Below are 24222 nucleotides of genomic sequence, written 5' to 3' on the forward strand. Positions count from 1 at the left end.
ACGAACGTTCAGTAGAGGCTGCCGGGGATCCCGGCGTCGCGCGGTCCGAAGGGTTTGCTGTCGAGCCAGGTCCCGGCGCGGGGCAGCACCCGGGCGGCGAGGGCGGCGGCCCGCTGCGCGGCCTGGCGGTACGGGCCGGCGGCGGTCAGGTGGGCCAGCGCCTTGCCCGCGGCCGCGCGGTTGCGCTGGGCGGCGGCCCGCCTCACCCGGTCGTACTCGGCGAGTGCGCCGAGGGCGGCCTCAGGACCGATGCCGGCTTCGACGATCGCGTCGATGGCGGCGGCCGCATCGGCGACGCCGGAGTTGAGGCCGCGCGCGCCGAAGGGCGCATAAAGGTGCGCGGCCTCCCCGGCCAGCAGGACCCGGCCCTTGGTGAAGGTCTCCGCGACCGCCTGGCGGAACAGGTAGTGGGAGGACCAGGTGACCTCGCAGGCGTGCCCGGACGGCAGCAGGGGCCGGAGCCAGGCGCAGGGGTCGGCGGCGAGCGCCGCGGGATCGTCACGGGCGCGGCACTGCAGGTCCACGCGGTGGCCGCCGGTGAAGGGGATGATGAGCACGTTGCGGCCTGCGGCCCGCGGATGGCGGTAGTGGAAGATCCGCTCGGCGGGCAGCGGCCGGTCGGGATCGTCGGCGACGTCCGCGACGACGAACGCGTTGCCGCCGGCGTCGCCGTCCATCAGGATGCCCAGCCGGCGCCGCACGATCGATCCGGCCCCGTCCGCCGCGACGACGAACGCGGAGTGCCACTGCCTGCCGTCGGCCGCGCGGATCAGGACGGAGGTGTCCAGGAGGGTCACGTCGTCGGCCGGCGCGCCCCAGGAGAAGCTGACGCCGGCCCGCACGGCCGCCTCGCGGAGCAGCTCTTCCACTCTGGGCTGCGGAAGGCTGACGAACGGCGCGAGCCTGGGACTCACCGGTTCGTAGCGGCGATGATGGACCCTTCGCCCGGCCCAGTACGTCCGGCGTCCCGGCCAGACCAGGCCCTCCCTCACCAAGTGGTCGGCGAGGACGGGCGAGGCCGTCGCGAGGGTCTGGATCGTCTGCCGGTGCAGGTAGATCGCCCGGCTGCCGGGCTTGGGCGCGGTTTCGGGCAGCCGTTCCAGCACGTGGGCGGGCAGTCCCCGGGCGCGCGCCAGCAGGGCGGCCGACAGCCCCACCGGGCCCGCGCCCACGATGAGCGGTCCGTCGATCATGATATTGCCCCCTCGGGCGGACGTACCCTGCTCAGCGCGGCCCGCGCACGTGCGGGCATGGCCACCGCGAAGCCTCCGTCGACGGGTATGTCGGCCCCGGTGACGAAGGAGGCCGCCGGCGAGGCCAGCCACGTCACCACGGTCGCGACCTCGTCCGGGCTCGCCCAGCGGCCCAGCGGCACCAGGTCCAGGGCCGACTCCGACAGCGCGGGGTCGGCGACGTAGGCGCGGTTGACCGCGGTGTCGATCCACGCCGGGCTGACCGCGTTCACCCGCACCCCCTGGGGCCCGAGCTCGCCCGCGAGGGTCTGGGTGAGGTGCCGCAGGCCGGCCTTGGCCGCTCCGTAGGCGGCGATCTCGGGCCAGGGCCGGGCCACCGCGATCGACCCGATGTTGACGATGACCCCCTGGCGCCGTTCGGCCATCGCCGGCGCCAGCCGCCGGACGAAGCGGAAGGCGCTGGTGAGATTGAGGTTGTGCACCCGCTCCCAGCCGTCGTCGCGGACGTCCAGCACCGACGCCTGGAAGACGGGCCCGCCCGCGTTGTTCACCAGGATGTCCACCGTGCCAAGCCGTTCCTCGACGGCGGCGCACGCGGTCTCGATCTGGGCCGCGTCGGTGACGTCGCACTCGGCCACCACGGCCCGGCGGCCGTGTGACCGTACGGTCGCGGCGACCCCTTCCAGGTCCTGGCGAGAGCGCCCCAGCACGGCCACGTCCGCGCCCGCGGCGGCGAACATCTGGGCGACGGCCGCGCCGATGCCCCGCGAGGCCCCGGTCACGAGCGCGGCCCGGCCGTGCAGCCGGAGCCGGTCATTCAGCGACATGCGGATGTCCTCCGGAGGTCGTCAAGGTCAGGGCACGCTTGTCGACCTTGCCGTTCGCGGTGAGCGGCAGGCCGGGGACGAGGACCACGCGGCGCGGCAGCTTGTGGGCGGCCAGCAGTGCCCGGCAGTGCCGGATGATCTCTTCGGAGGCGGGGGCGGCCCCCTGCTCCGCCACCACCCACGCGCACGGGATCTCGCCCAGGACCGGATCGGGCACCCCGGCGACCGCGACGTCACGAACCGCCGGATGCCCGCGGATGGCACGTTCCAGCTCGGCGGGGAACACCGAGTAGCCGCCGCACAGGACGACGTCCTTGATCCGGTCGACGATCCGGACGCGCCCGTCGGCGGCGATGACGCCGACGTCGCCGGTCCGCAGCCACCCGTCCACGCCGATCGCCGCGGCGGTCTGCCGGGGCGCGTTCCAGTAGCCGGGGGTGACGATCGGGCCGTGCACCTGGAGTTCGCCCTGCACGCCGGGCGGCGCCAGGTGCCCGCCCGCCTCCACCCGCAGCCGGACGCCGGGCAGCGCCGTTCCGGCCGTGCCGTGGCGGCCGGCCAGCTCCGGCGCGGCCAGCGTGGCCATGCCGCCCAACTCCGTCATCCCCCATCCCTCCACGTACGGGGCGCCGGTGCGGTCCTCCCAGGCCATGGCCAGCTCCTCCCCCGCGCATTGGCCGGCCGAAAGGCCGCACCGCAGCGAGCGGGGCATCAGTCCCGCCGGCTCGGACAGCAGCCGCCGGTACATCGTCGGCACGCCCGCCACCACCGTCGCCGCGTGCCGGGCCGACCGCTCCAGCATCGTCTCCACGTCGAAGCGCTCCAGCAGGATCAGGCCCGCGCCGCTGCCCAGCGCCGCGTTCATGACGTTCGTCCCATAGGTGTGCGCCAGCGGCAGCGCCGTCACCACCCGATCCCGCGGCCCGAGGCGCAGGCGTGCCGCCAGGTTGTCGCCACCCGCGCGAACCGCCCGCCGCGTCTGGATCACCCCCTTGGGCGACCCCGTCGTCCCCGAGGTGTAGGCCAGGCATGCGGCACCGGCCGGCGCCGCATGCCTGGGCCCGCGCTCCGGTGCCATCCAGTCCTGGGGGATCGCGCCGTCCGGGCAGAGCAGCACCTGGTCCGCATACGTATCCGCCAGCGCCTCGGCCCGGTCGGCGGACACGAACAGCGCGCGCATCCCGCAGTCGCGGACCACATGGGCGATCTCCGCGACGGCCGACGCCGCGTTGAGCGGCACGCAGCACGCCTGGAGCCGGGCCAGCGCCAGGTACGTCACCACCCACTCGCAGCCGTTGGGCAGGCACAGCCCGACGAGATCGCCTCGTCCGATCCCGCAGGCCGCGAGCCTGGCCGCCCGTCCGTCCGCCAGCGCGGTCAACTCGGCACGGCTCACCGTACGATCGCTGCACACCAGCATGAGAGCGCGGTCCTGTCTCTACCGGGATCGGCTCGTCAGATCAGGTCGTCGGCGCTGGTGTAGAACTTCCGCAGGAACTCGGCGAAACTGCCCGTACTCACCTGGCCGGTCCCGCCGCCGTCCAGGTCGTCGAAGAGCTTCGTCGAGTACGTCAGCGGGAATCCCCCGGCGCTGTGGAGGCCGAGGAAGTGGTCGCGCTCGATGAGGCCGTCGTCGTCCAGGTCGCAGACGGTGGACACCGCCGCCGCGTACGCCTCGCCGTGCTCGTCGAACCAGGAGTCGGCGTGGGAGAACGCGCGATATTCCTCGAAGGTCACCTGCCCGTCCTGGTTGCGGTCGGCGGCTTCGGCCAGCCCTTCCCAGAAGAGCCGGCACCCTTCAGAAAGCGCCTCGGCCTTGGGGGAGCCGGCGGGCACGCCCAGCACGCGGCAGACGCGCGAGGCGAAGAGCTCGAAGTCGGCGGACGTCAGCGTGGTGCTGCCGTTGACGTCGAGGAGGTCGAAGCGCATCCGCAGGCGGTACGTGGCGGAAAGGGACATGGGGGTTCTCCCTTCGGTTCGTGATCCCGGTGATCACGTGATCGACTGGTCTGCCGGTCCTGCCCCGACGTGGCGCCGCGGCAGGTGAGGGATGAGGACCGTCGACTGGGGGTCGACAACCCTGCAACTACCCTAAGCCACGATCACACAACCCTGTGTAGCAGATCGAGGTTGGCGGCGAAGTTGACGACGGTGGCGATGAGTAAGGTGAGGACTCATGTCGAGGTATGCGCTTGTCGCCGCGGTCGTGGCCGCGGACACGGCGCTGTTGTGGCTGGACGGGACGCAGGGGCCGCCGCTGGCCGCGTACGCCGCGGCGTACGTGCTCACCATGGCGGCGGCGGACCGCCTGCCGTTCGCGTCCTTCCTCGCGGCGCTGGCGCTGGCGGTGCTCACCGGCGCGTCGCTGGCCCTGCTCGCCTGCACCGGTTTCCAGGCCGGGCAGCGCATCTCCACCCGCCGGGACGTCGTCGTGACGGCAGGCGCCTTCACCGCGTACGTGTGCGTTCTCCTGCTGGTCGAGGAGCGCTCCCCCGGCGACCAGGATCCGTGGATCACCCTGGCCCGCGTCGCCCTGCTGACCGCGCTGCCGCTGCTGGCCGGCCGGTACATGGCCCAGGAGCGCGAGCACCTGCGCCGGGAGAAGGCCCTCGTCGCCGAGCAGGAACGGCTCCGCGAACGGCTGCGCATCGCCCACGACATGCACGACTCGCTCGGTCACCTGCTCAGCCTGGTCTCCGTGCGGGCCGCAGCGCTGGAGGTGGGCCAGTTGCCCACGGAGCAGCGGCGGGCGGTGCGCGGCCTGGCCGACACCGCGCGCGCCGCCGCGGCCGAGCTGCACGAGGTGGTCAACGCGCTGCGCGGCCATGACGTCCTCGGCCTGGAGGAGATCGAGGGCCTCGTCACACGGTCCCGGGCGGCGGGCGCGTCGGTGGCGTTCGAGACGTCCGGCGAGGCCGTCCCGCTCGCCGACCCCAGGGCTGCCCACGCCGCCTACCGGGTCGTCCAGGAAGGGCTGACCAACGCGGTCAAGCACGCGTCCGGCATGCCGATCACCGTGTCGCTCGACTGGCAGCCCGACGCCCTCCTGATCTCGGTGGCGAACCCGGCGCCCCACCGTCGGCCCGCTGCCGGCGGCGGGAGCGGCCTGCGCGGGCTGACCGAACGCGTCGCCGCGGCCGGGGGCCTGCTGCGCGTCCACGCCGGGCCGCGCGAGTTCCGGCTCGTGGCCATGCTCCCGCTGGTGCCGGCCCTGGCGGAGGCCGCCGCGTGATCAGGACGTTGATCGCCGACGACGAGCCCCTCATCACCGCCGGCATCCGTACCGTCCTGGAATCGGCTGGGGACATCGAGGTGGTGGCCGTCGCGGGAGACGGACGCGAGGCGGTGCGGGCCGCCCACCGGCACCGCGTCGACGTCGCGCTCCTGGACATCGCGATGCCGGTGCTGGACGGCCTGGCCGCGGCGGCCGAGCTGACGGGGCCGCGCGTGGTGCTCCTCACCGCCTTCGGCGACGAGGCCAACGTACGGCGGGCGGTACGGCAGGGAGTGGCCGGCTTCGTCCTGAAGACGTGCACCCCGGACGAGCTGATCCGGGCGGTCCGCGCCGCTCACGCCGGGCACGCGTACCTGTCGCCGGCCGTGGCGCGCCAGGTGCTCGACATGGCGGCGCCGGGCGCCGGCGAGCGCGAACGCGACGCCGCCCGCCGGCTGGCCGCGCTCACGGCGCGCGAGGCCGACGTTCTCGCCCTGGTGGCGCAGGGCCTGTCCAACGCCGAGGTCGCCCGGCACGTCCACATGACCGAGGCCAGCGTGAAGACCTACGTCAGCCGCATCCTCGCCAAACTGAACTGCGCCAACCGGGTGCAGGCGGCCCTGCTGCTACGCGATGCGCAGTCCCCCGGCTGAGGCTCGGGGCTCAGCGTAGGTTGGCGTCGAAGTTCGCCAGGTAGGCGTTGATGAAGTGGTCGCGGACGCCGTCGCCGCCGGGCGCCAGCAGGTCTGCGGTGCGGCCCTTCAGCCGGTCGGCCAGCTCCGCCGCCAGGGGCATCTTCTCCCGCAGCTTGCCCTTGGCGTCGAAGTAGCGTTCCTCGGCCACGTGCTGGAACAGCGGCGGTGGCGGGAGCTGGGCGACGACGTCGTTGTTGTTGACGAAGCGGAACATCCGGCCCCGGAACGCCTTGTCGTAGGCGGCGGCCAGCAGCGGGCAGCAGGTGCGGGGCTGGCCGAAGGTGTAGACGCCGTCGGCGAGCAGGCTCGGGTCCTCGAAGTAGGTGCGCGCCGCCGCCAGCATGGCCAGGGCGCCGCCCAGGCTGTGCCCGGTGAACCAGAGCGACTGCCCGTCGGCGCGCCAGTTCTCCAGCGTGTCCAGCATGCCGGAATGCACGACGTCCAGTGCGCGGTAGAAACCGGAGTGGATCATGCCGGTCCCGGCGGCGTACGGCGTCAGCAGCGTGTTGGCGTCCGACAGCCAGTCACGCAGCTCCTCGGGCTGGGTGCCGCGGAACGCCACGACCATCATGCGGTCGTTGGCCGCGATGTAGGCCTGCGTGTCCACCAGCGGGAACGGCGGGGTGTGCGGTACGCGGAAAGAGGTCACCCGGTCGAAACCCCAGTCGTTCGCCGTGGCCCTGACCCGTTCCTCGTCCTTGTAGGCCAGCTCGGCGGCGTAGGCCAGGCAGCGCGCCTGCGCCAGGCTGTAGCCGGTGGCCCTGTGATCGAAGCTGATCATGGTCATGTGTCCCCCTCGCCGCTGGTGGGGGGAGGTGTCAGCTCACATCTATCACGCGGTGTCGGACGGGTTTGCGGTGCCACGCCCGATCCGTCGCACCCGTCCTGTCCCCGGCCGGAACGGCATGGAACGCCTTAGTCGGCACAGGCGAGACGCCGCACGGACGCGGCGCCTCGAAACACGGGGGCGGAGGAAAAACAAGCCCATGGAAAATCTCTTCCGATTGATGCTCACCCGGCCGGCCGTGGCCCAGGACCCGGAGACTCCCAGCATCCCGCTGGCCCAGGACACGCCGTTCCAGGAGTCGCTGCGCGAGGCCGTCGGGGCGGCCCAGCGGCGTACCGCCATCGAAGCGGCCGCCACCGCGTACGTGGCGGGGCCGGAGTTCATCGGCGACCCGGCGGACACCCCGCTGGGCGCCGAGCTCGACCAGCTCGCCGGACGCCTCGACGAGATGGAGGACGTCGACGTGTCCGCCTCACCGGAGATGGTGCGGCAGGCCATCGACGACGTGTTCGGGATGAGCCCGAACCAGGTGACCGGCCTGGAGGACTTCCAGAACGCGGTCAGGAGGCTCAAGGACAGCCTCGTGGCGATCAAGGTGCTGCAGGAGGAGCACGCGCGGCCCATCGAGCAGCTCGCCCGCCAGCTGCGTACGGCCGAGGTCATCGTGCGCCACGCCGACGACGACAAGTTCCCCAAGGACCTGCAGGAGCTGCGGCGCTGGCGGCGGCGCTCGCTCCGCCTGCCGTTCGACCTCGGCCTGACCTCCAGGCTGTCGACCCGCGAGGCGGAGGAGGCGGTACGGGGCCGGCGCGAGGAGGCGGTGGCCGCGCGCCGCCAGGAGGTCGACGACCTGCTGGCCCGGCACGCGGACCTGCGGACGGCGCTGGGCGAGCTGGCCCAGCTGAACGCCGAGCACTTCCACGTCACGTCCCAGACGACCAGCGCCCTCGTGCAGCCGCCGGACCAGGTACGGCTGACGAACGTGGCCACCGCGCTGAGCGCCTTCCACGGCAACCTGCGCGAGCGGGTGGCCCCGACCCCGATCATCGGCGAGGCGGCGGAGACGGGCACGGACACGCCGGAGACCTCCGACGTGGTCAGCGCGCCGGTGGCGCAGTCCCTGCTGCAGACGCCCGCTCCCGTGCTGCGCGGCCGCACGGAGTTCCGGCCGACCCCGACGCCCGAGGTCGGGTTCGTGCTCCTGCCGACGGCCGGCGGGCAGCTGTCCGAGGCCACCCGTACGGTGCTCACCGAACGCGGCCTCGACCTGACCGCCGTGCCGCTCGACCGGCTCAGCAACCGCCTCGAAGCCGACCTGGCGGCGACGGTCAACCAGCTGGAGGCGGTCGCCGGACACCCGGTGCGCCAGTCGTTCCTGCGCGTCGGCGAAGCGCTCGTGACCGTGCAGACCCCCGTCACGACCGGCTGGGGAACGCTCGGGACCGGCGGCACCGTCCCGCTGCCGCCGATCCCGCTGGACGGCCGCGTCCCCCACACCAAGGGCGAGGTCGCCCCGGCCGGCATCGCCGACCTGCTCGTGATCAAGCAGCAGCTGACGGGGTACGAGTCGGCCGACGTCGCGCACATCGAGAACGTGCTGCGCGGCGAGCGCAAGGTGCGCGACCACAGCCGCCGCGACACCACCGAGCTCATCACGATCAACGAGCAGGAGACCAACACCAGCGAGGACCGGGACCTGCAGACCACCGACCGCTTCGAGATGACCAGGGAGACCGAGCAGACGGTCAAGGAGGACGTCGCGCTCAAGGCCGGGCTGAACATCTCCGGCAGGTACGGCCCGGTCGTGGAGTTCTCCGCCAGCGCCGAGGGCTCCATCGCGCGCAGCAAGCAGGAGGCCACCCGGTCGGCCGCCACGTTCTCGCAGGACGTCACCGAGCGGACGTCACGCAAGATCGCCGAAAGGGTGCTGACCCGTACCCAGCTGACCACCACGACCGAGACCATCGAGAAGAACACCCACGAACTGGACAACACCCGCAGCTCCCAGAACGTCTCGGGCGTCTACCAGTGGGTCAACAAGGTCTACCAGGCCCAGATGTTCAACTACGGGCTGCGGGCGATGTTCGACTTCATGGTGCCCGAGCCCGCCGCCTTCCTCATCGCGGCCATGCAGCAGACCAACGCCGCCGCCCGCAACCTGATCAAGCCGCCGGACTTCCCGCTCAACCCCGGCCAGATCACCGAGAGCAACTACCAGTACTGGGTCAAGCAGACCGGCGCGACCGACGTCGCGCCGCCTCCCGAGCTGTTCAAGACCAAGTCGCTGGACTTCAAGGCCGGCGGCGGCGACAGCGACACCAACTACAACCACTCGGGCCAGATCAGCATCGACGAGGGCTACCGGGCCGTGTACGCCAGCGTGGGCGTCGTGCGCAACATCTGGGAGAGCGACAACTCCGTGGACGTCGTGGTCGGGCGGCGTACGCACCGGATGCCCGACGGCAACTGGCTGTGGACCACCGCGCTGGACGACGAACGCGACTCGGTCGCCGTGGGCATCGACACCTTCCACCTCTCGCAGGTCGCGGTGGCCGTCGAGGTCAAGTGTCAGCGCACCGACCGGGCCATGGACAAGTGGCGGCTGGAGACCCACGCCAAGCTGGAGACGGCGCACAAGGCGGCCGTGGCCGACTACGAGGAGAAACTGGCGGCGCTGCAGCTGCGGGCAGGCGTGGACATCCAGGGCCGCAACCCGGCCGCCAACCTCGCCCTCATGCAGACGGAGCTGAAGAAGAACTGCGTCAGCATCCTGACCGACCAGCACTACGACCTGTTCGACTCCATCGAGATCTCCCCCGCCAACGGGCTCCCGGAGATCAACGTGTTCGAGGCCGCCGGCGAGGGCCCGTACGTGCGCTTCTTCGAGCAGGCCTTCGAGTGGGAGCACATGACGTTCGTGACCTATCCCTACTTCTGGGGACGCAAGGACCAGTGGGAGGAGCGGCTCGGGTTCGACGACCCGGACCCGGCGTTCGCCGACTTCCTCCGCGCCGGGTTCTGCCGGGTCTCGGTGCCGGCCCGGACGGGCTTCGAGGGCGCCATCGACCACTTCCTCACCTTCGGCGAGATCTGGAACGGCGGCCCGCTGCCGACCATCTCCAACCCCCTGTACCTGCCCATCGCCGACGAGATCGCCGAGCGTCTCGACCGGCCCGGCACCGAGGTCCCGCAGGGGGACCCGTGGCTGGTGCGGGTGCCGACCTCGCTGCTGAAGCTGCGCCAGGACGACCAGCTGCCCCGCTGGGAGCAGGACTCCGACGGGGAGTGGGTCGAGGTCTAGGACATGGCAGATCCCGTCGTGCCGGCCGTCATGGCCGGCCCCCTGCTCACCGGGTACGTCGAGCCGGGAAAGGGGCGCGGCGTCCTGACCTTCCACGCCGACATCGCCGACCCGGTCCGCGGCGCCACCTTGGAGATCACGCTCACCGCGCCGCCCTGGAACCAGACCGGCCACCAGCCCTTCACCTGGCGATACCTGCCGCCCGCCGGGGAACGGACCTTCCCCGTCATCTGGCTCGCGCTCGCCCGGCAGGTCACGGTGACCACCAGACGCATGGGCGGCACGGCCGCCGACCTCCTGGGGGTGCTCGGCCCGCGCTCTCCCCTGGTCGAGATCGTCCGCCCCCAGGACGACGACCTGATCCCCCAGCCCGACCAGTCCGTCATCGAGCTGTGGCGGCTACTCCCCCAGCCGTTCACGGTCGGTCCTTTCGCCGACGACGAGGCCGGCCGCCGGGGCGACTTCTTCGCCCAGGCGATCACGGTCAACGTGACGACGAAACCGCTCGGCGTGGTCATCAGGAACGTGCTCAACGGCTACGTGGTCACCATCGACATCGACAACCGGCAGGCCGGCAGACCGGCGGCCTTCGTCTACGACATCGTCGTCCATTCGCACGAGGACGAGGACAACCTCTTCGGCGACCGCGTCGTCGTGCGCGTCGTGCACACGCACAACGTGATCGTGCACGCGGCGGCCTCGCCGGACATGGCCGGGTTCATCGATGTGCAGACCCTGCGGCTGGACGACTCGTTCATCCCGCGCTTCCCGCCGCAGGGAACCGTGCTCGACAACACCACCTTCCAGCCCAAGGAGGTCGAGGTCCACTTCGCCCCGGAACACCAGGGGCTCATCTTCCTCTTCGAGCTGGCCATCCAGTTCGTCCCGTACATCAACGTCCTGTACGACCTGTCGCAGATCGCCTTCCAGCTCGCGACCGGCAAGGACTTCTGGGGCAACGAGGTGACCGGCACGCAGATCCTCGCGTACGGTGTGCTGTCGGCGCTGCCCTTCGCCAAGGCGCTGCCCCGCGCGGTCCTGCAGTCCGTACGAACCGAGCTCAAAGCGACCAAGCTCGCCAAGGTGCTCCAAGAAGACGTGATCAGCGAAGTCGGACGCGTCGCCGAACGCGAGTTCCTCGAGGCCGTCGGGAGCATCGACGTCAAAGGCGCGACCGACCTCGCCCGGACGCTCACCCGCTTCGCGGCGGGCAAGCTCTCGATGGACCAGGTGCTCAGGCGCTTCCACGACCTCGTCGGCAACGCCTACCTGCGAGAGCTGGACCGGCGCATCGTGGAACGGCTCCTGACCGGCAACTTCAAGACCTTCCGCAACCCCCGCCTGGCGGCCGGCTTCAACGCCTTCACCAACAGGAAACTGGCCCGGGGAATCGCGCAGAGCCTCGACCCGGTCTCGTGGGCGCTCAGCCAGCGAGGCAAATCCCGCTTCATCAAGGAACTGGAGAGCGAACTCGGCACCGACTGGGCCGAAACACTCAAACGAGCCAAGCAGACCGACAGCCGGCTGCGCCGGCTCAGCGCCGCCGACATCGCGCACTACGACCGGCTCGCCGGACGCGTCGAGGACTACCGCACCCTGGCCAAGCTCAACCGCGGCCGGGGCGACCTGTACGAGGTGGACCACATCCTCGAACAGCGCTTCTGGCGCAACGACCCGCGTGTGCAGACCGCGTTCAACGAAAAAGGCGAGGGCATGGCCATGGTCATCCCCAAGAACCCGGCGATCGCCGCCAAGATGCCCGGCAACGCCATCGCCTACGTCCACTCCCTCAAGACCCGCCTGCTCACCGAGCTGATCCCGAACGGACGGGAGGCGGAGTTCACCGTCCAGCAGATCTTCGACGCCCACATGTGGGTGCTGGAGTCGTTGCGGGTCGACCGCTCCGTGACGGTGGGCGATCGCCTCCTCGGTGACTTCCGCCTCCTGGCCAGATCCCGGGGGGAACGGCTCGAACTCCGCATGCCCACCGCCGCGACCTTCACCCGGCAGGGCGGGTGGCCGGTGCTCGTAGGCGTTCAATAAGGGGATTGTTGAACAATGCTACGATCGACTGCACCTCGCCCCCGCGCCCCACCGGCGAAAGGACGCCCTTGACCAGCTCCACCGACAACGCGGTGCGCACCTGCGCGATCCGGGCCCGACAGAGCTCCCCCGCTCTCGAACGCGCGACGGACGCCGCCATCGACGCCGCGCTACGCGGCATGGCCGAGCGGCTGCGCACCGCACGAGGCACCCTCGTCTCCGCCAACGAGGAGGATCTCGCCGCAGCCGTCTCCGCCGGAATGTCACCCGCCCTCCAGGACCGCCTGCGCCTCACCGGCGCACGGCTGGACGGCATGGCGGCGGAACTCCGCACCCTGGCGGACGTGCCGCACGAGCCCCGCGACAAGGTCCTCGAGGAGCGCCCGGACCACCTGACCCTGCTGGAACGCCGCCGGCCCGTCGGAGTGATCGGCGCGAACTTCGAAGCGCGTCCCAACGTCACCCTCGACATCGCCTCGCAGTTCCTCAAATCACGCAACGCGGGCGTCCTGCGCACCGGGTCGGCCGCGCTACGCTCGTCGCGGGCCATCGTGGAGCACGTGATCGCGCCGGCCCTCGACGACGCCGGCCTCGACCCGGATGCCGTCCAGCTGGTGCCGAGCGAGGACCGCTCGGCGGCGTACGCGCTGGTGTCGCTGCCCGAGCTCATCCCGCTGGTCATCCTGCGCGGCAGCGGCGACAGCACCCGCGACCTCGGCCGCGAGGCCGCCAGGCACGGCGTGCGCACCCTCGCGCACGCCGACGGCGGCGGCGTCCTCTACATCCACTCGGCCGCCGACGACGACACCGTCCACCGCCTCATCGCCGGCAGCCTCGACCGGCTGGGCGTGTGCAACCGGCTCAACCTGCTGCTCATCGACCGGTCCTGCTACGACGAGCGGCTGCCTCGCGTCCTCGAGATCCTGGACCGCCTGGGCATCGGCGCGTCCCTGCCCCCCCCACGACCACCCGCGCGGGTACGAGTGGTCGCTCGACCCGGAGCGCGCGGCCACCGTGACCGTCGACGCCGCCGACGGCCCGCTGCACGCGGCCCGGATCGCCAACGAGGAGACCTCCGGGCTGGCGGCCGCCGTCGCGACCGAGGATCCGGCGGCCGCCGCGGAGTTCATCGACGCCTACGCCGGCTCCGGGGTGTTCTGGAACTCCACCACCCGGCTCCTCGACGGCTTCAAGCTGCTGCGGCTGCCGGAGACCGGCATCAACATCGACCGGGTGCCCGGCCCGCGCGGCCCGGTGAGCTTCCGGGACCTGTACCTGCGGCAGTACGTGGTCGTGCCGAGCGGGCGGCTCACGTCCTGACTTCGGAGGTGTGCGCGAGGATGGCGGCCGCCAGCTCCTCGTGCACCTCCGCCGGCAGCGTGTGCCCCATACCCTCCACCATCATCAACCGCGCCCCCGGGATCCCCCCGGCGATGATCGCGCCATGACCCGGCTTGGCCGGCTCGTGAGTGCCCTCGATCACCAACGTGGGCACCTTCACCCGATCCAGCACACCCACCGGCTCGAAATCCGGCCGAGCCATCGCAGCCAGGCGGTGGTTCACCACCGCGTCCAAGTTCCGGGCCCGGTCGTAGATGCGCTCCTGCAGACGACGGGCAGCATCCTCATCGAACGGCAACCCCGTGCCATGCAGCACCCGCTGCTCAGCGATCATCGCCTCGATCCGCTCCCGCCGGTCGACCGGCGGCGGCGAAGTCATCAGCCCCTGATAGTGGGCCACGAACTCCGGCGCCGGCTCCGGCAGGCTCCCCTCCGGCTGCGGCTGACCCATCAACGCCCGCATGATCACCATGCCCTCACCCCCACCGAGCGGCGAGGAACCGATGACCGTCAGCGAACGCACCCGCTCCGGCCGCTCCACCGCGATCAACTGCCCCAACAGGCCACCCGCCGAATGACACACCAGATGCGCGCTCTCCAGACCGTGCGCGTCCATCACCCGCAGCACATCGTCCCTGATGTCGCCCCAGGTATACGGCTCCTTCCCGAAGTCCACGGTCGCCGACCTGCCGGTGTCACGGTGGTCGTACCGGACCACCCGACGGCCACCGGCGGTCAGCCGGCCCACGAACTCATCCGGCCACAGGACCCCCTGCGACATCGAACCCATCACCAGCAGAATCGGCTCGTCGGTGGCGGCGCCGAACTCTTCACTCCAGATCTCCACGTTTTGCATGACTCAGAGCATGCCGCCTCCGGCTACGGGCGCCTTCTGTAGAACTACCAGCCGCGCCAGATCCGTACGGGTACCGATGCCCAGCTTCGGATAGATCTTGTACAGGTGGTATTCGACCGTGCGCGGGCTCAGGAACAGCTGCGCGGCGATCTCCTTGCTGGACAGGCCGTCGGCGACCAGGCCCGCGATGCGCAGCTCCTGCGGGGTCAGCACGTCCAGCGCCGGGCCGCGGGCGGGCTCGGCGCTCTCGCCCGCCGCCCGCAGCTCGCCGTGCGCGCGCCGCGCCCACGGCTCCGCGCCCGCCCGCCGGAACGTCTCCAGCGCCGCCCGCAGGTGCGGCCGCGCCTCGCCGGGCCGGTGCGCGCGGCGCAGCCGCTCGCCCAGCAGCAGGGCGGTCCTGGCCGCCTCGTACGGGTTCGCGTGCAGCCGCAGCGCCTCCTCCAGCTCCTTTTCGGGCAGCTCCTTCTCCGGGCCGACGCCGACCAGGGCGCGGCACCGGGTCAGCAGGGCGCGCGACTCCGCGGTGGCCGCCTGTGCCGACCAGCGCTCGTACGCCTCCAGCGCCGCCCGCGCCGCCTCCAGGTCGCCCGCGCCCACGGCCGCCTCGATGCGATCCGGCGCCGAGCGCCACACCACCGTCGGATGCCCGGCCCCCGGGCCCGCGGCCACGATCGCGGTGAACCGGTCGTGCGCCGCGGCGAAACGGCCCGTCCCCAGGTCCAGCATGGCCAGCGCGTACGCGGCCACGCCCGCGCGCAGGCCCACCCGGTGCGGGATCGCGATGGCCAGCGCCTCCTGGGCGTGCCTGCGGCACGTCTCCTCCTCGCCGCGCAGCGCCGCCAGCACCGCGAGGTTGGCCAGGTGCGCGGCCACCGAGTTGGCGTACCCGGCCTCGCGGGCCAGCTCCAGCCCCTCCTCGGAGATGGCCTGGCTCTCCGCCAGCCGCCCGGCGATCCGCTCGCCGGTGGCCACGAACTCCAGCACCACCGGCAGCTGCCCCACCATCCCCGACACCCTGGCCACCCGGCCCGCCCGGGCTACCAGGTCGACCGCCAGATCGGCCTCACCCAGGTAACTGGCCGCCGCCGTCGCCCACAGGAACCCGGCCGCCTCCGTCAGCTCCCCGGTCCTGCGCAGGGCTCGCCTGAGCATCCCGTGCCCGGTGCCGTCCGAGAGCATCAGGCCGATGCCGGTCAGCACGTCGCGCAAGAACCCTTCGGGGAAGGCCGCCGCCCGCCGGCCGATCTCGGCGATGGCGGCGGTGTCGCCCACGTACGAGGCCGCCTCGGCGGCGTCGGCCAGCATGTCCAGGCTGTCGCCCGTGGCCAGGATCCGCACCGCCTCGGCGGCGCTTCCGGAGTTCAGCTCGAACCTGCCCCGCAGCTGGGCGATCTCCATCTCCAGCGCGCGGTCCCCGCCCGCGTGGTCGCGGGCCTCGGCCAGCAGGGACTCCGCCTGCCCCGGACGGCCTCCGAGCCAGGCGGCCATGGCGGCGTCCTTGAGCCTGACCGCCCGGGTGTGCGGCGCCGGGGTCAGCTCGGCGGCCCTGGCCAGGGCGGTCGCGGCGTCGCCGTACCCGCCGCGGTCGCGGGCCCGGGCGGCGGTCTCGGTGAGCGCGGCGGCGACGCTCTCGTCCTGGCCGAGCGCGGCCGCCGCCAGGTGCCAGGCGCTGCGGTCCCCTTCTGACAGCCCGGCCAGCGCCTCGTGCGCCGCCCGGCGGGACGCCGGCGCCGCGGCCTCGTGCACGGCCGAGCGGATGAGGGGGTGGCGGAATCGTACGGACGCGCCCTCGACCCGCACCAGCCCGGCGACCTCCAGCTCATGCAACGCCGCCCGCCCTGTCCCCGCCGCCCCGGCAGCCCCCGGCCCGTGCGGCGCCGGCCTGCCCGCGCCGATCCGCGCGGCGGCGCGCAGCACCAGGTCGAGGTCGCTTTCCACGGCCGCGAGCAGGGCCACCAGCCGGGCGTCGTCCGGCAGCGCGGCCACCTGCTCACCGAACAACTGCGTGCCGCCGGGCAGCGGATCAGGCAGCGGCTCGCGGCCGGCGAGCTGTCCGGGGCCCAACCGCCGTACGATCTCGCGCAGGGCCAGCGGGTTGCCACCGGTGGCCGCCACGAGCTCCCGCTTGACAGCGGGCGGCATCGCGGCGTCGAGCAGTTCGGCCGCCGCCGGCTCCGGCAGGCCGCCGAGCCGCAGCGGCGGCACCCCCTTCACCGGCGCATCCCCGCGTACGGCCAGCAGCATCGCGATCGGCTCCGTGGCGAGCCGTCGGGCGGCGAACAGCAGCGCGTCCGCCGAGGCCCGGTCCACCCACTGGAAGTCGTCGACCACGCAGACCAGCCCGTCGGGCGCGGCGGCCTCGGCCAGCAGCGACAGCACCCCGGCCGCCAGCAGGAACCGGTCCCCCGACGCGCCCCCGCCCAGCCCGAGCGCCCCGCGCACGGCCTCGCGCTGCGGCTCCGGCAGCGTGTCCAGCAGCCCGGCGACCGGCCGCAGCAACTGGTGCAGCGCGGCGAAGGCCAGGTCGGACTCGGGCTCGACGCCGGTCGTCCTGAGCACCCGCATGGACCCGCCCCGGGAAGCCGCCAGGTCGAGCAGGGCCGTCTTGCCCACACCTGCCTCGCCCCGCAGCACGAGGGCATCGCCCGCGCCCTCGCGGGCCCGGGAGATCACGTCATCGATGGCGGCGATCTCCGCCGATCTGCCGAACAGCACAAGCGCCCACTGTATGCCCAAATCCGGACACTCCCGGCGGGCCCCCGCGGGCTGCGGGTGCCGCGTCCTCGCCGATCGACGCCGTGGACGGGTGAAGACGGTGGCCCGCTCGAATGCCTGCCGCCGGATGCGGCCGGCCGCCGTGCGGGAGCCCCGCGAAGGCACGGCCCTACAGGAGCCCCGGGCCTCACGGAGCGAGGGACGCGGGCGTCGGCTGGTCGGAGGGGGAGGATGCCGTGGTCTCGGCAGGTTCGTCGCGCGCGGGCTCGGGCGGGGTGTCGGAGCACTGCCCCCGGCAGTAACCGTTGGTGACGATCAGCCGCCCCCGAGCGGGCGTGTAGGCGCTGTCCCGCGCCCCGACGATCACACCCTGACACGTGGAGCAGATGAGCGGCTGGTCGGCTGTCATGAAAGCCCTTCCGAAGGTCCTCGCGTGCACGGTGCGCCCGGGAGACCGTCTCGGGCGCGGGACCTACCATGCCGGACGCCACCGACAATTCTCGCCGCCACATCCGGCCCGGAATGGGTGTGTACTTGAGACGCCCCGAAACCGACACCCCGACCGCCCTGGAGAAGTCGTCATGACCACGCCCGAGCCCATCACGACCTGGCGCGACGCTCGCTTCGACATGCCCGTCAGCCGGCAGCTGGAGCGCTACGACGCGCTGGCCGCCAAGGACGCGGCGGCTCGCGCCCGGGTCGAGCTGGTGACCCGGGGGATCTACGACCCCGACCGGCACGGCGCCGACGACCGGCCCGCGCTCACCGTGGCCGAGCACCTCGAGCTGCTGGCGCTGGCGGAGTGCATCGCGCGCACCGTACGCCATCCCGCCCACGTCCATCACGCGCTGCAGGCGGGGGCCACCTGGGCCGACATCGCGCGGATCGTCGACTCCGACGAGCCGACCGTCCGGCGGGACTACCAGCAGTGGGCCGACGACCAGCACGACCTCCACCAGAGCTACCCCCACCTCGGCATGACCGCCGACGAGTACGCCGCCGCGACCGCCAGGGCTCGCCGGACGGAAGCCTGAGCGGGGATCAGGCGGACGGCACCAGGTTGCGGCGGCGCAGGAACGCCAGCCCCGCCGCGGCCAGGGCGACGGCCACCGCGGTCAGCCCCAGCAGCGGCGCCACCGCCGACGAGGAGCCGCCCAGCAGCATCGCCGGCACGTGCACGAACGGCGACAGGTTCAGGACGATCCCGGTGGCCAGCTTGAACTCCGCCAGCAGATCCACGACCAGGAAGAGGCCGAGCGCGGTCCAGCTCACGGCCACCGCCAGCCGGGGCAGCAGGCCGAACAGCAGCGTCGCGATCCCGACCACGGTCCAGACCGCGGGCAGGTACGCCAGCGTGGCCCCGGCGACGCGGGCCACGTCGCCGTCGTAGGTGAGCCCGGCCGCCGCGCCCAGCACGGCCAGCAGCAGCACCGGGCTCACGACGGCGAACACCAGGTGGCTCAGCGCCCAGCGCAGCCGGCCGACGGGGGTGGACAGCAGGAGTTCGGCCCGGCCCGCCGCCTCCTCGCCGCGGGCGCGCAGCGCCGACACCAGCGCCGCGCCCGTGACGAGCTGGCTGAGCACGTACATCACGAACGTGAAGAACACGTCCGAGATGCGGGCACCGGCGCCGCCGACGGTCGCGGCCAGCTGCTGGAACTGCGGCGTGTCCAGCTGGGTGTCCAGGCCGCGCGCCGACACGCCGAGCAGCGCCCCCAGCAGGCCGAATCCGATCGCGAAGCCCGCGAGCGTGCTCCGGTGCAGCCGTCCGGCCAGGCCGAACGCGCCCGGCAGCCCTCCGGTGGCGGGCCCCTGGCGGATGGGCATCAGGCCGCCGGCCACGTCGCGCCGGGTGGACAGGACGAAGGCGGCCGTCGCCACGGCGGCGACGGCCACCGCGATCAGCCCCAGCACCCACCAGTGGTCGCCGGCGTAGGGCTTGGTCAGCCGGACCCAGCCGAACGGCGTCAGCCACGCCGGCCAGCCGATGCCGCCGCTGTCGGCCAGCGAACGCAGCGCGAACAGCAGGCCGCCGACGGCGATCGCGATGCCGCGCGCCGTACCGGATGACGCGGTGAGCTGCGCGGTGACCGCGGCCACGGCCGCGAACGCCCAGCCGCCCCCGGCGGTGGACAGCCCGAACAGCAACGAGGAACCCGCGGGCAGGCCGCTCGCGATCAGAGGGACCACCGACAGCAGGCCCAGCAGCAGGTTGGCGGCCAGCACGACCGCGAGCGCGGCGGCCAACGGGGCGTGGCGGCCGATGACGCCCGACGACAGCAGCTCGCGCCGGCCGGTCTCCTCCTCGACCCGGGTGTGCCTGGTCACCAGCAGGATGCTGACCAGCCCGCCGATCAGCGCGAGGGACGAGCCGAGCGTCCAGGCGGTCAGGCCGCCGACGCTCGCGTCGTAGATGTGGCCGCGCATGGCCAGCTGCGCGGGGTTGCTCGCCGAGGCCGCCGCGAAGGCGTCGCGGGCGGCCTGGTCGGCGTACAGGTCGCTGGTGGCGGAGGCGATGCTCGCCGGCAGCAGCGCGCTGATCGCGATCCACACCGGCAGCAGCACGCGGTCCCTGCGCAGGATGAGCCGGATCAGGGTCAGGGTGCCGGTCATGCGGCGGCCCCCTCGTAGTGGCGCAGGAACAGCTCCTCCAGCGTGGGCGGCTGGGTGGTCAACGTGCGTACGCCCGCCCTGGCCAGCTCGGCGAGCACGGCGGTCAGCGTGTCACCGTCCACCTGGCAGCGCAGCCGGGCGCCGTCCACGGTCAGGTCGTGTACGCCGGGGAGCGCGGCCAACCCCGGCGCGGGCCCGATCAGCTCGGCCGTCACCGAGGTGCGGGTGAGGTGGCGCAGGTCGGCCAGACTGCCGGACTCGACGGTACGGCCGGCGCGGATGATGCTGACGCGGTCGCACAGCGTCTCGACCTCCGACAGGATGTGGCTGGACAGCAGCACGGTGCGGCCGTCGCGCTTCTCCCGCAGGACGCAGTCGTTGAAGACCGCCTCCATCAGCGGGTCCAGGCCCGAGGTCGGCTCGTCCAACACCAGGAGTTCCACGTCGGAGGCGAAGGCGGCCACCAGCGCCACCTTCTGCCGGTTGCCCTTGGAGTAGGTGCGGCACCTCTTGCGCGGGTCGAGCTCGAAGTGCTCGAGCAGCTCGGCGCGTCGCCGCGGGTCGAGGCCGCCGCGTACCCTGCCCAGCAGGTCGATGACCTCGCCGCCGGTCAGCGAGGGCCACAGGGTGACGTCGCCGGGCACGTAGGCGAGCCTTCGGTGCAGCTCGGTGGCGTCGTGCCACGGGTCGCCGCCCAGTAATTCGATCCGGCCGCCGTCGGCGCGCATCTGGCCCAGCAGAATGCGGATCGTGGTGGTCTTGCCCGCGCCGTTGGGGCCGAGGAAGCCGTGCACCTCCCCCGTCCTGACGGTGAGGTCGAGCCCGTCCAGGGCCCTTGCCTGGCCGAAGGTCTTGACCAGGCCGTCGGCGCGCACTGCGGCGTTCATTGTTGTCCCTCGAACTTCTCCAGCCCGGTCCGCGCCTGTTCGAACAGCTCGCGGCCGAGGAATTCGGGTCTGATCAGGTCAAGCTGGGCCTTGCCGACGCGCAGCGCGCCCTGCGGGGCGTAGAGGTCCGTGCCGAGCGCGCGGGAGACGTGCTCGTGCAGCACCGTGATGCCGAGCTTCATCGCCGTCAGCACGGTCGCGCGGGCGCGGTGGTCGGCCTCGGAGTGCTGGTCCTCGTTGGCGAGATGCTGCTCGGTCACGGTCACGAGGTCGTCGAACATGGTGGCCGCCGCCGGGGAGCCCTCCACGAGCGCGCGGCCGAGGTACTTCATCAGGGGCGGCGCGGTGCGGTGGACGTTCTCGATGAACTCGGGCTTCTCCAGGTTGCGGTCGGTGACGCCGGCGGTGACCTGCTCGCGCACGTAGCTGAGAACGTACTCGTCGCAGGCCTGCCTCAGCGCTTCCTTGGTGCCGAAGTGGTGCTGCACCAGGCCGGGCGAGACTCTGGCCGCCTCGGCGATCCCGCGGATCGTGGTGGCCTTGACCCCCTGCTCGGCGAACAACGCCATCGCGGCGTCGCGGATGCGGGCACGCGTGGTCAGGTCCTCTTCAGAAATTGGTCGCACGTCCAGCATTCTATACAGTTGTATTGGTTGCCATGCAAGCGTTCAACCAATCGGGCGCCGGAGGCCGGTGGCGGGAACGATGAAGGCGCCGCCTCTCTTCAGTGCGTGAGCAGAGGCGGCGCCTTCATGTTTCTTCCCTTGGACAACAGAGCCCACACCAGCCTCGGCAGCGCCGAGGTCAGTGCTTGTAGGCGGCGACGACCTCCACTTCGACGAGCCAGCCCGCGACCGGGAGGTTGGCGATCTCGATCGTCACGCGGGCCGGGCGGGCCGGGTTGACCTCCATGGGCGGGGCGGGCGCCGCGGTGCCGAGCGGGACGGGTACGGGCCGGCCGGTGGCCAGGTCCGTGTTGGCGAAGAACTGGCGGTAGGCGCGGTTCCAGCCGGCGAAGTCCGCCGACTCGGCTCCGGGCGGCTTCTCCAGGTAGGCGCGCATGGAGACGACGTCGGCCAGGCCAAGCCCGGCCGCGGTGAGGTTGGCCTTGACGCGTTTGAGCACGTTGAGGGCCTGGGCCTCGGTGAGGGTGACGCCCGGAGGCAGGGTTCCGCCGGGGAGGTCGACGTAGCGTTCGGGAGAGTCGGCGGGGGCCGCGGGGTTGCCCGCCGCCGGCCCCAGACCACTGGCGGTGTACGTGGCCACCTGCTTCCCGAGCGCCACTCCGTCGGCGATCGCCGGGTTGGTGTTGCCCTCGGGGAGGAACGGCCTGACCTCCTGCGGCCGGGGCGACCAGGTGGGGGTGGCGGCGGCCGTACCCGTGCCGAGGACGAGGACGACGGCCGCGGGGAGGGCGATGGTGCGGATCTTCATGCGGAGGTGTCCTCTCAGGAGGTGCTCAGGACGCGCTGGTGCAGCTCGGTGACGACCTTGCGGGCGGACTCCAGGGCTCCCGACTGCCAGGCGATCATGTAGCTCAGCCAGTCACCCGCGAAGTACACGTGCCCGGCGGGCTTGCCGAGCAGCTGGTACGCGCCCTGCCGGGACGGCCAGCCCACCCACGCGCCCTCGATGTGCGGCTGGAGTTTCCAGGCGATGGACACCGACGACGCCAGTTCGTCGCGATATTTCGCACCATGGATCTTCATGCCCTGCTCGATCGCGCGGCGCTCGCGCTCGGCCGGCTTCAGCGCGGCGTACGCGTCGGCCTGGGCGCCGAAGTTGTAGTAGCCGACGACCATGCCGCGCGAGGTGCCGTACCCGTAGGAGGGGTACCAGATCGTGCCCAGGTCGAGGTCGGTGGCGGTGACGCCGCCGTAGATGTCCTCGTCGACCTCCCACCAGCGGCGGCGGTACTCCAGGCCGATCTTGCCCGCGTTCGTGGCGGTCGGGGTGGCGAGGGCGGCCTGGACCTCCGGGCCGAGGTTGTGCGCGGTTCTGGCCAGGATGTGCGGCGGCATCGCCGCGACGCACAGGTCCGCCTTGATCTTCTGGGTACGGCCGTGGCGGTCCTCGTACTCGACCTCCACGCCGTCCGGCAGATCGGTGATCCTGGTGACCTTGGCGCGCAGCCGGATCCGCTGCCGCCCGATCTTGCCGGCGAAGGCCCGCGGGATCGCGTCCATGCCGCCCACCGGCTGGAACATCAGCATCGCCTGGTCGTAGCCGAACTCGAACGCGAACCGCTGCCCGACGCCGCTGGCCAGCACCTCCGACAGCGACGGCACCGGCCCGAGTGCCGTGCCCGGCTGCTCGCCCGCGCCCGGGTTCACGCTGTGGCCGCGGCGGGTGCCTCCGGAGTACTTGAATCCGCTCGCCTTGTCCCCCACCGCCCCGAAACTCGACAGGAAGGCGATCAGCCGCTCCTTGTCCTGCGCCGTGAGCGCGGCGTCCAGCGCCCCCGCGTCGGTCGCCCGCGACAGCAGCTCCGAGACGTACCCGTACACGTCGGCCTTGGCGGTGCGCCAGCGGACGGGGGCCCGCATGTTCTGGTGGTAGATGTAGGCCTGGGCGTTGGAGTTGGTGAAGACCTCCAGGTCCACGCCGAGCTCGCGGCAGTAGTCCACGGTGACCATCCACTGCGCCAGCCGGGCTGGCCCCGCGTTGAGATAGACGCCGTCACCGAACTTCGCGACCTGCGTGGAGCCGTCCAGCTCGGTCACGCGGTCGCCGCCGCGGATGGTCCAGTTCCGGCCGCCCACCCGGTCGAGCGCCTCCAGAATCGTGCAGTCGTAGCCCGCCTTGCCCAGTTCGTACGCCGTGGCGAGGCCGGCTATCCCGGCGCCGAGGATCACGACCTTCTTCGCGGAGCGCCCGGTGAGGGAGAAGTCGGACTGCTGCGGCGGGTCGAAGGTCCCCTTCGCGGACGCCTCGGCGGTCGGCGCGAGCCCGAGCGCGCCCATGGTCGCGAAGAGCGCGCCTGCCCCACCGGAGACACCGACGGCGGACAGGAAATCGCGTCTGCTGTACCCCAACACTTACCTCCAAGATTTTGCTGGAGGTGAGTCTGGATGCGGTTTGTTGCCGTTCATCCTTCGGTGTGTTGTTTGTGCGTTGCAAGCAGATCATCGGGTTTGTAGTGAAAAGTGAGGTTTCGGGGTCAGTCTCGGCTGGAACAGCGGGCGTAGAGATCACGGGCGCTGGCGTGCAGGAGCTGGCCGGACTCGCGCCGCATGCCGCCGACCGGCCAGGCCGTGCCGAGCACTTCGACGGACATGAGGTCCGCGTACAGGCGTCGTCCCTGAGCCCGTACGTCCTTGGCGACGGCGGGGTCAACGAGAGCGATCATGGCGGCGGCGTACATCCATCGGGATCGCCACCGCGCCAGGGCGACGCCGCGCTCGTGCCGCGTCGTCGCGTCGCGCATGCCGGTACGGACGTCCTCGACCGCCGCGGCCAGATCCAGGGCGGCCCGGCGGGCTCGTTCCCGGCGGGCGGTGCGCCGCCGGGTCCGCCCCCGGATCAGCGCCGAGCAGGCCCCCAGCACCACGATGCCGATCAACGATATCCCCGCAGCGCCCCACGGTGCGGCCGCGTCCGCCCCAGCGGTGTCTCCAAGCATGTCCGGACCATATGAGCCGCGAGCCCAACAGCCGATCAAGCCCGGCACTTGCCGCGCCCAAGATGCTCATAGCGGCATTGACCATGAACACCATCCCCAACACTGGGGAATGCCCGGGCCGCCGCCCC

General features: G+C 72.3%; 20 protein-coding genes and 1 pseudogene. 7 read left to right on the plus strand and 14 right to left on the minus strand.

Annotated features, from left to right (window positions below; translation table 11 throughout):
• Nucleotides 1-8: 8 nt before the first annotated feature.
• From AB0L65_RS06065 to AB0L65_RS06080, 4 genes are read right to left on the minus strand one after another with little or no spacing between them, the layout of a single operon-like run.
• A complete protein-coding gene (locus AB0L65_RS06065; protein WP_364240851.1) occupies nucleotides 9-1193 on the minus strand; it encodes an NAD(P)/FAD-dependent oxidoreductase in 1185 nt (394 codons plus the stop codon).
• Complete coding sequence (locus tag AB0L65_RS06070) at nucleotides 1190-2020, minus strand: SDR family NAD(P)-dependent oxidoreductase (RefSeq protein ID WP_364240854.1); 831 nt, start codon at nucleotides 2018-2020, stop codon at nucleotides 1190-1192. The genes AB0L65_RS06065 and AB0L65_RS06070 overlap by 4 nt, the downstream gene beginning before the upstream one ends.
• Nucleotides 2007-3440 (minus strand): AMP-binding protein, encoded by a 1434-nt coding sequence (locus AB0L65_RS06075; RefSeq protein ID WP_364240857.1) that lies wholly within the window; start codon nucleotides 3438-3440, stop codon nucleotides 2007-2009. Before AB0L65_RS06075 ends, AB0L65_RS06070 begins: the two co-directional genes overlap by 14 nt.
• Before the next feature lie 35 nt (nucleotides 3441-3475).
• On the minus strand, nucleotides 3476-3979 hold the full coding sequence (locus tag AB0L65_RS06080; RefSeq protein ID WP_364240860.1) for an EF-hand domain-containing protein: 504 nt from the start codon (nucleotides 3977-3979) through the stop codon (nucleotides 3476-3478).
• A gap of 217 nt (nucleotides 3980-4196) precedes the next feature.
• On the opposite strand from AB0L65_RS06080, the gene AB0L65_RS06085 reads away from it, so the two are divergent.
• Both AB0L65_RS06085 and AB0L65_RS06090 read left to right on the plus strand, forming a co-directional pair.
• Nucleotides 4197-5252, plus strand: a complete 1056-nt coding sequence (locus tag AB0L65_RS06085) for a histidine kinase (RefSeq protein ID WP_364240863.1) — start codon at nucleotides 4197-4199, stop codon at nucleotides 5250-5252.
• Nucleotides 5249-5887, plus strand: coding sequence for a response regulator transcription factor (locus AB0L65_RS06090; RefSeq protein ID WP_364240866.1), 639 nt, complete (start codon nucleotides 5249-5251; stop codon nucleotides 5885-5887). The genes AB0L65_RS06085 and AB0L65_RS06090 overlap by 4 nt, the downstream gene beginning before the upstream one ends.
• A gap of 10 nt (nucleotides 5888-5897) precedes the next feature.
• Here AB0L65_RS06090 and AB0L65_RS06095 read toward each other — a convergent pair whose 3' ends face one another.
• Entirely contained in the window at nucleotides 5898-6716 is an 819-nt protein-coding gene (locus AB0L65_RS06095; protein WP_364240869.1) for a lipase family protein, read from the minus strand.
• A gap of 199 nt (nucleotides 6717-6915) precedes the next feature.
• Between AB0L65_RS06095 and AB0L65_RS06100 the strand changes: the two genes are divergently transcribed.
• The 4 genes and pseudogenes from AB0L65_RS06100 to AB0L65_RS06115 all read left to right on the plus strand — a co-directional run bounded on the left by AB0L65_RS06100 (nucleotide 6916) and on the right by AB0L65_RS06115 (nucleotide 13380).
• Entirely contained in the window at nucleotides 6916-10017 is a 3102-nt protein-coding gene (locus AB0L65_RS06100; protein ID WP_364240872.1) for a hypothetical protein, read from the plus strand.
• A 3-nt stretch (nucleotides 10018-10020) separates the two neighbouring features.
• Nucleotides 10021-12060, plus strand: a complete 2040-nt coding sequence (locus AB0L65_RS06105) for a hypothetical protein (RefSeq protein ID WP_364240875.1) — start codon at nucleotides 10021-10023, stop codon at nucleotides 12058-12060.
• Between the two features lie 179 nt (nucleotides 12061-12239).
• A pseudogene (locus AB0L65_RS06110) lies at nucleotides 12240-12950 on the plus strand (aldehyde dehydrogenase family protein); the annotation flags it as partial.
• A 124-nt stretch (nucleotides 12951-13074) separates the two neighbouring features.
• A complete protein-coding gene (locus AB0L65_RS06115; RefSeq protein WP_364241836.1) occupies nucleotides 13075-13380 on the plus strand; it encodes a hypothetical protein in 306 nt (101 codons plus the stop codon).
• Here AB0L65_RS06115 and AB0L65_RS06120 read toward each other — a convergent pair.
• From AB0L65_RS06120 to AB0L65_RS06130, 3 genes are all read right to left on the minus strand, one after another.
• Nucleotides 13370-14257 (minus strand): alpha/beta fold hydrolase, encoded by an 888-nt coding sequence (locus AB0L65_RS06120; protein WP_364240878.1) that lies wholly within the window; start codon nucleotides 14255-14257, stop codon nucleotides 13370-13372. The two genes, AB0L65_RS06115 and AB0L65_RS06120, sit on opposite strands and share 11 nt — an antisense overlap.
• A gap of 3 nt (nucleotides 14258-14260) precedes the next feature.
• Entirely contained in the window at nucleotides 14261-16972 is a 2712-nt protein-coding gene (locus tag AB0L65_RS06125) for an AAA family ATPase (protein ID WP_364240881.1), read from the minus strand.
• Nucleotides 16973-17159: 187 nt separating this feature from the next.
• Nucleotides 17160-17381, minus strand: coding sequence for a hypothetical protein (locus AB0L65_RS06130; protein WP_364240884.1), 222 nt, complete (start codon nucleotides 17379-17381; stop codon nucleotides 17160-17162).
• A 172-nt stretch (nucleotides 17382-17553) separates the two neighbouring features.
• On the opposite strand from AB0L65_RS06130, the gene AB0L65_RS06135 reads away from it, so the two are divergent.
• The gene (locus AB0L65_RS06135) at nucleotides 17554-18006 is read left to right on the plus strand and encodes a hypothetical protein (RefSeq protein ID WP_364240887.1); all 453 of its coding nucleotides are present in this window, start codon (nucleotides 17554-17556) and stop codon (nucleotides 18004-18006) included.
• Between the two features lie 7 nt (nucleotides 18007-18013).
• On the opposite strand, the gene AB0L65_RS06140 is transcribed toward AB0L65_RS06135, so the two are convergent.
• From AB0L65_RS06140 to AB0L65_RS06165, 6 genes are all read right to left on the minus strand, one after another.
• The gene (locus AB0L65_RS06140) at nucleotides 18014-19585 is read right to left on the minus strand and encodes an ABC transporter permease (protein WP_364240890.1); all 1572 of its coding nucleotides are present in this window, start codon (nucleotides 19583-19585) and stop codon (nucleotides 18014-18016) included.
• Nucleotides 19582-20472, minus strand: coding sequence for an ABC transporter ATP-binding protein (locus AB0L65_RS06145; RefSeq protein ID WP_364240893.1), 891 nt, complete (start codon nucleotides 20470-20472; stop codon nucleotides 19582-19584). The genes AB0L65_RS06140 and AB0L65_RS06145 overlap by 4 nt, the downstream gene beginning before the upstream one ends.
• The gene (locus AB0L65_RS06150) at nucleotides 20469-21098 is read right to left on the minus strand and encodes a TetR/AcrR family transcriptional regulator (protein WP_192783476.1); all 630 of its coding nucleotides are present in this window, start codon (nucleotides 21096-21098) and stop codon (nucleotides 20469-20471) included. Before AB0L65_RS06150 ends, AB0L65_RS06145 begins: the two co-directional genes overlap by 4 nt.
• A gap of 178 nt (nucleotides 21099-21276) precedes the next feature.
• Nucleotides 21277-21906, minus strand: coding sequence for a Rid family hydrolase (locus AB0L65_RS06155; RefSeq protein WP_364240896.1), 630 nt, complete (start codon nucleotides 21904-21906; stop codon nucleotides 21277-21279).
• Between the two features lie 14 nt (nucleotides 21907-21920).
• Nucleotides 21921-23510, minus strand: coding sequence for a flavin monoamine oxidase family protein (locus AB0L65_RS06160; RefSeq protein WP_364240899.1), 1590 nt, complete (start codon nucleotides 23508-23510; stop codon nucleotides 21921-21923).
• A 122-nt stretch (nucleotides 23511-23632) separates the two neighbouring features.
• Nucleotides 23633-24094, minus strand: a complete 462-nt coding sequence (locus AB0L65_RS06165) for a hypothetical protein (protein WP_364240902.1) — start codon at nucleotides 24092-24094, stop codon at nucleotides 23633-23635.
• Nucleotides 24095-24222 lie beyond the last annotated feature (128 nt).

The organism is Nonomuraea sp. NPDC052116 (assembly GCF_040680035.1).
Lineage (GTDB): Bacteria > Actinomycetota > Actinomycetes > Streptosporangiales > Streptosporangiaceae > Nonomuraea > Nonomuraea angiospora_A.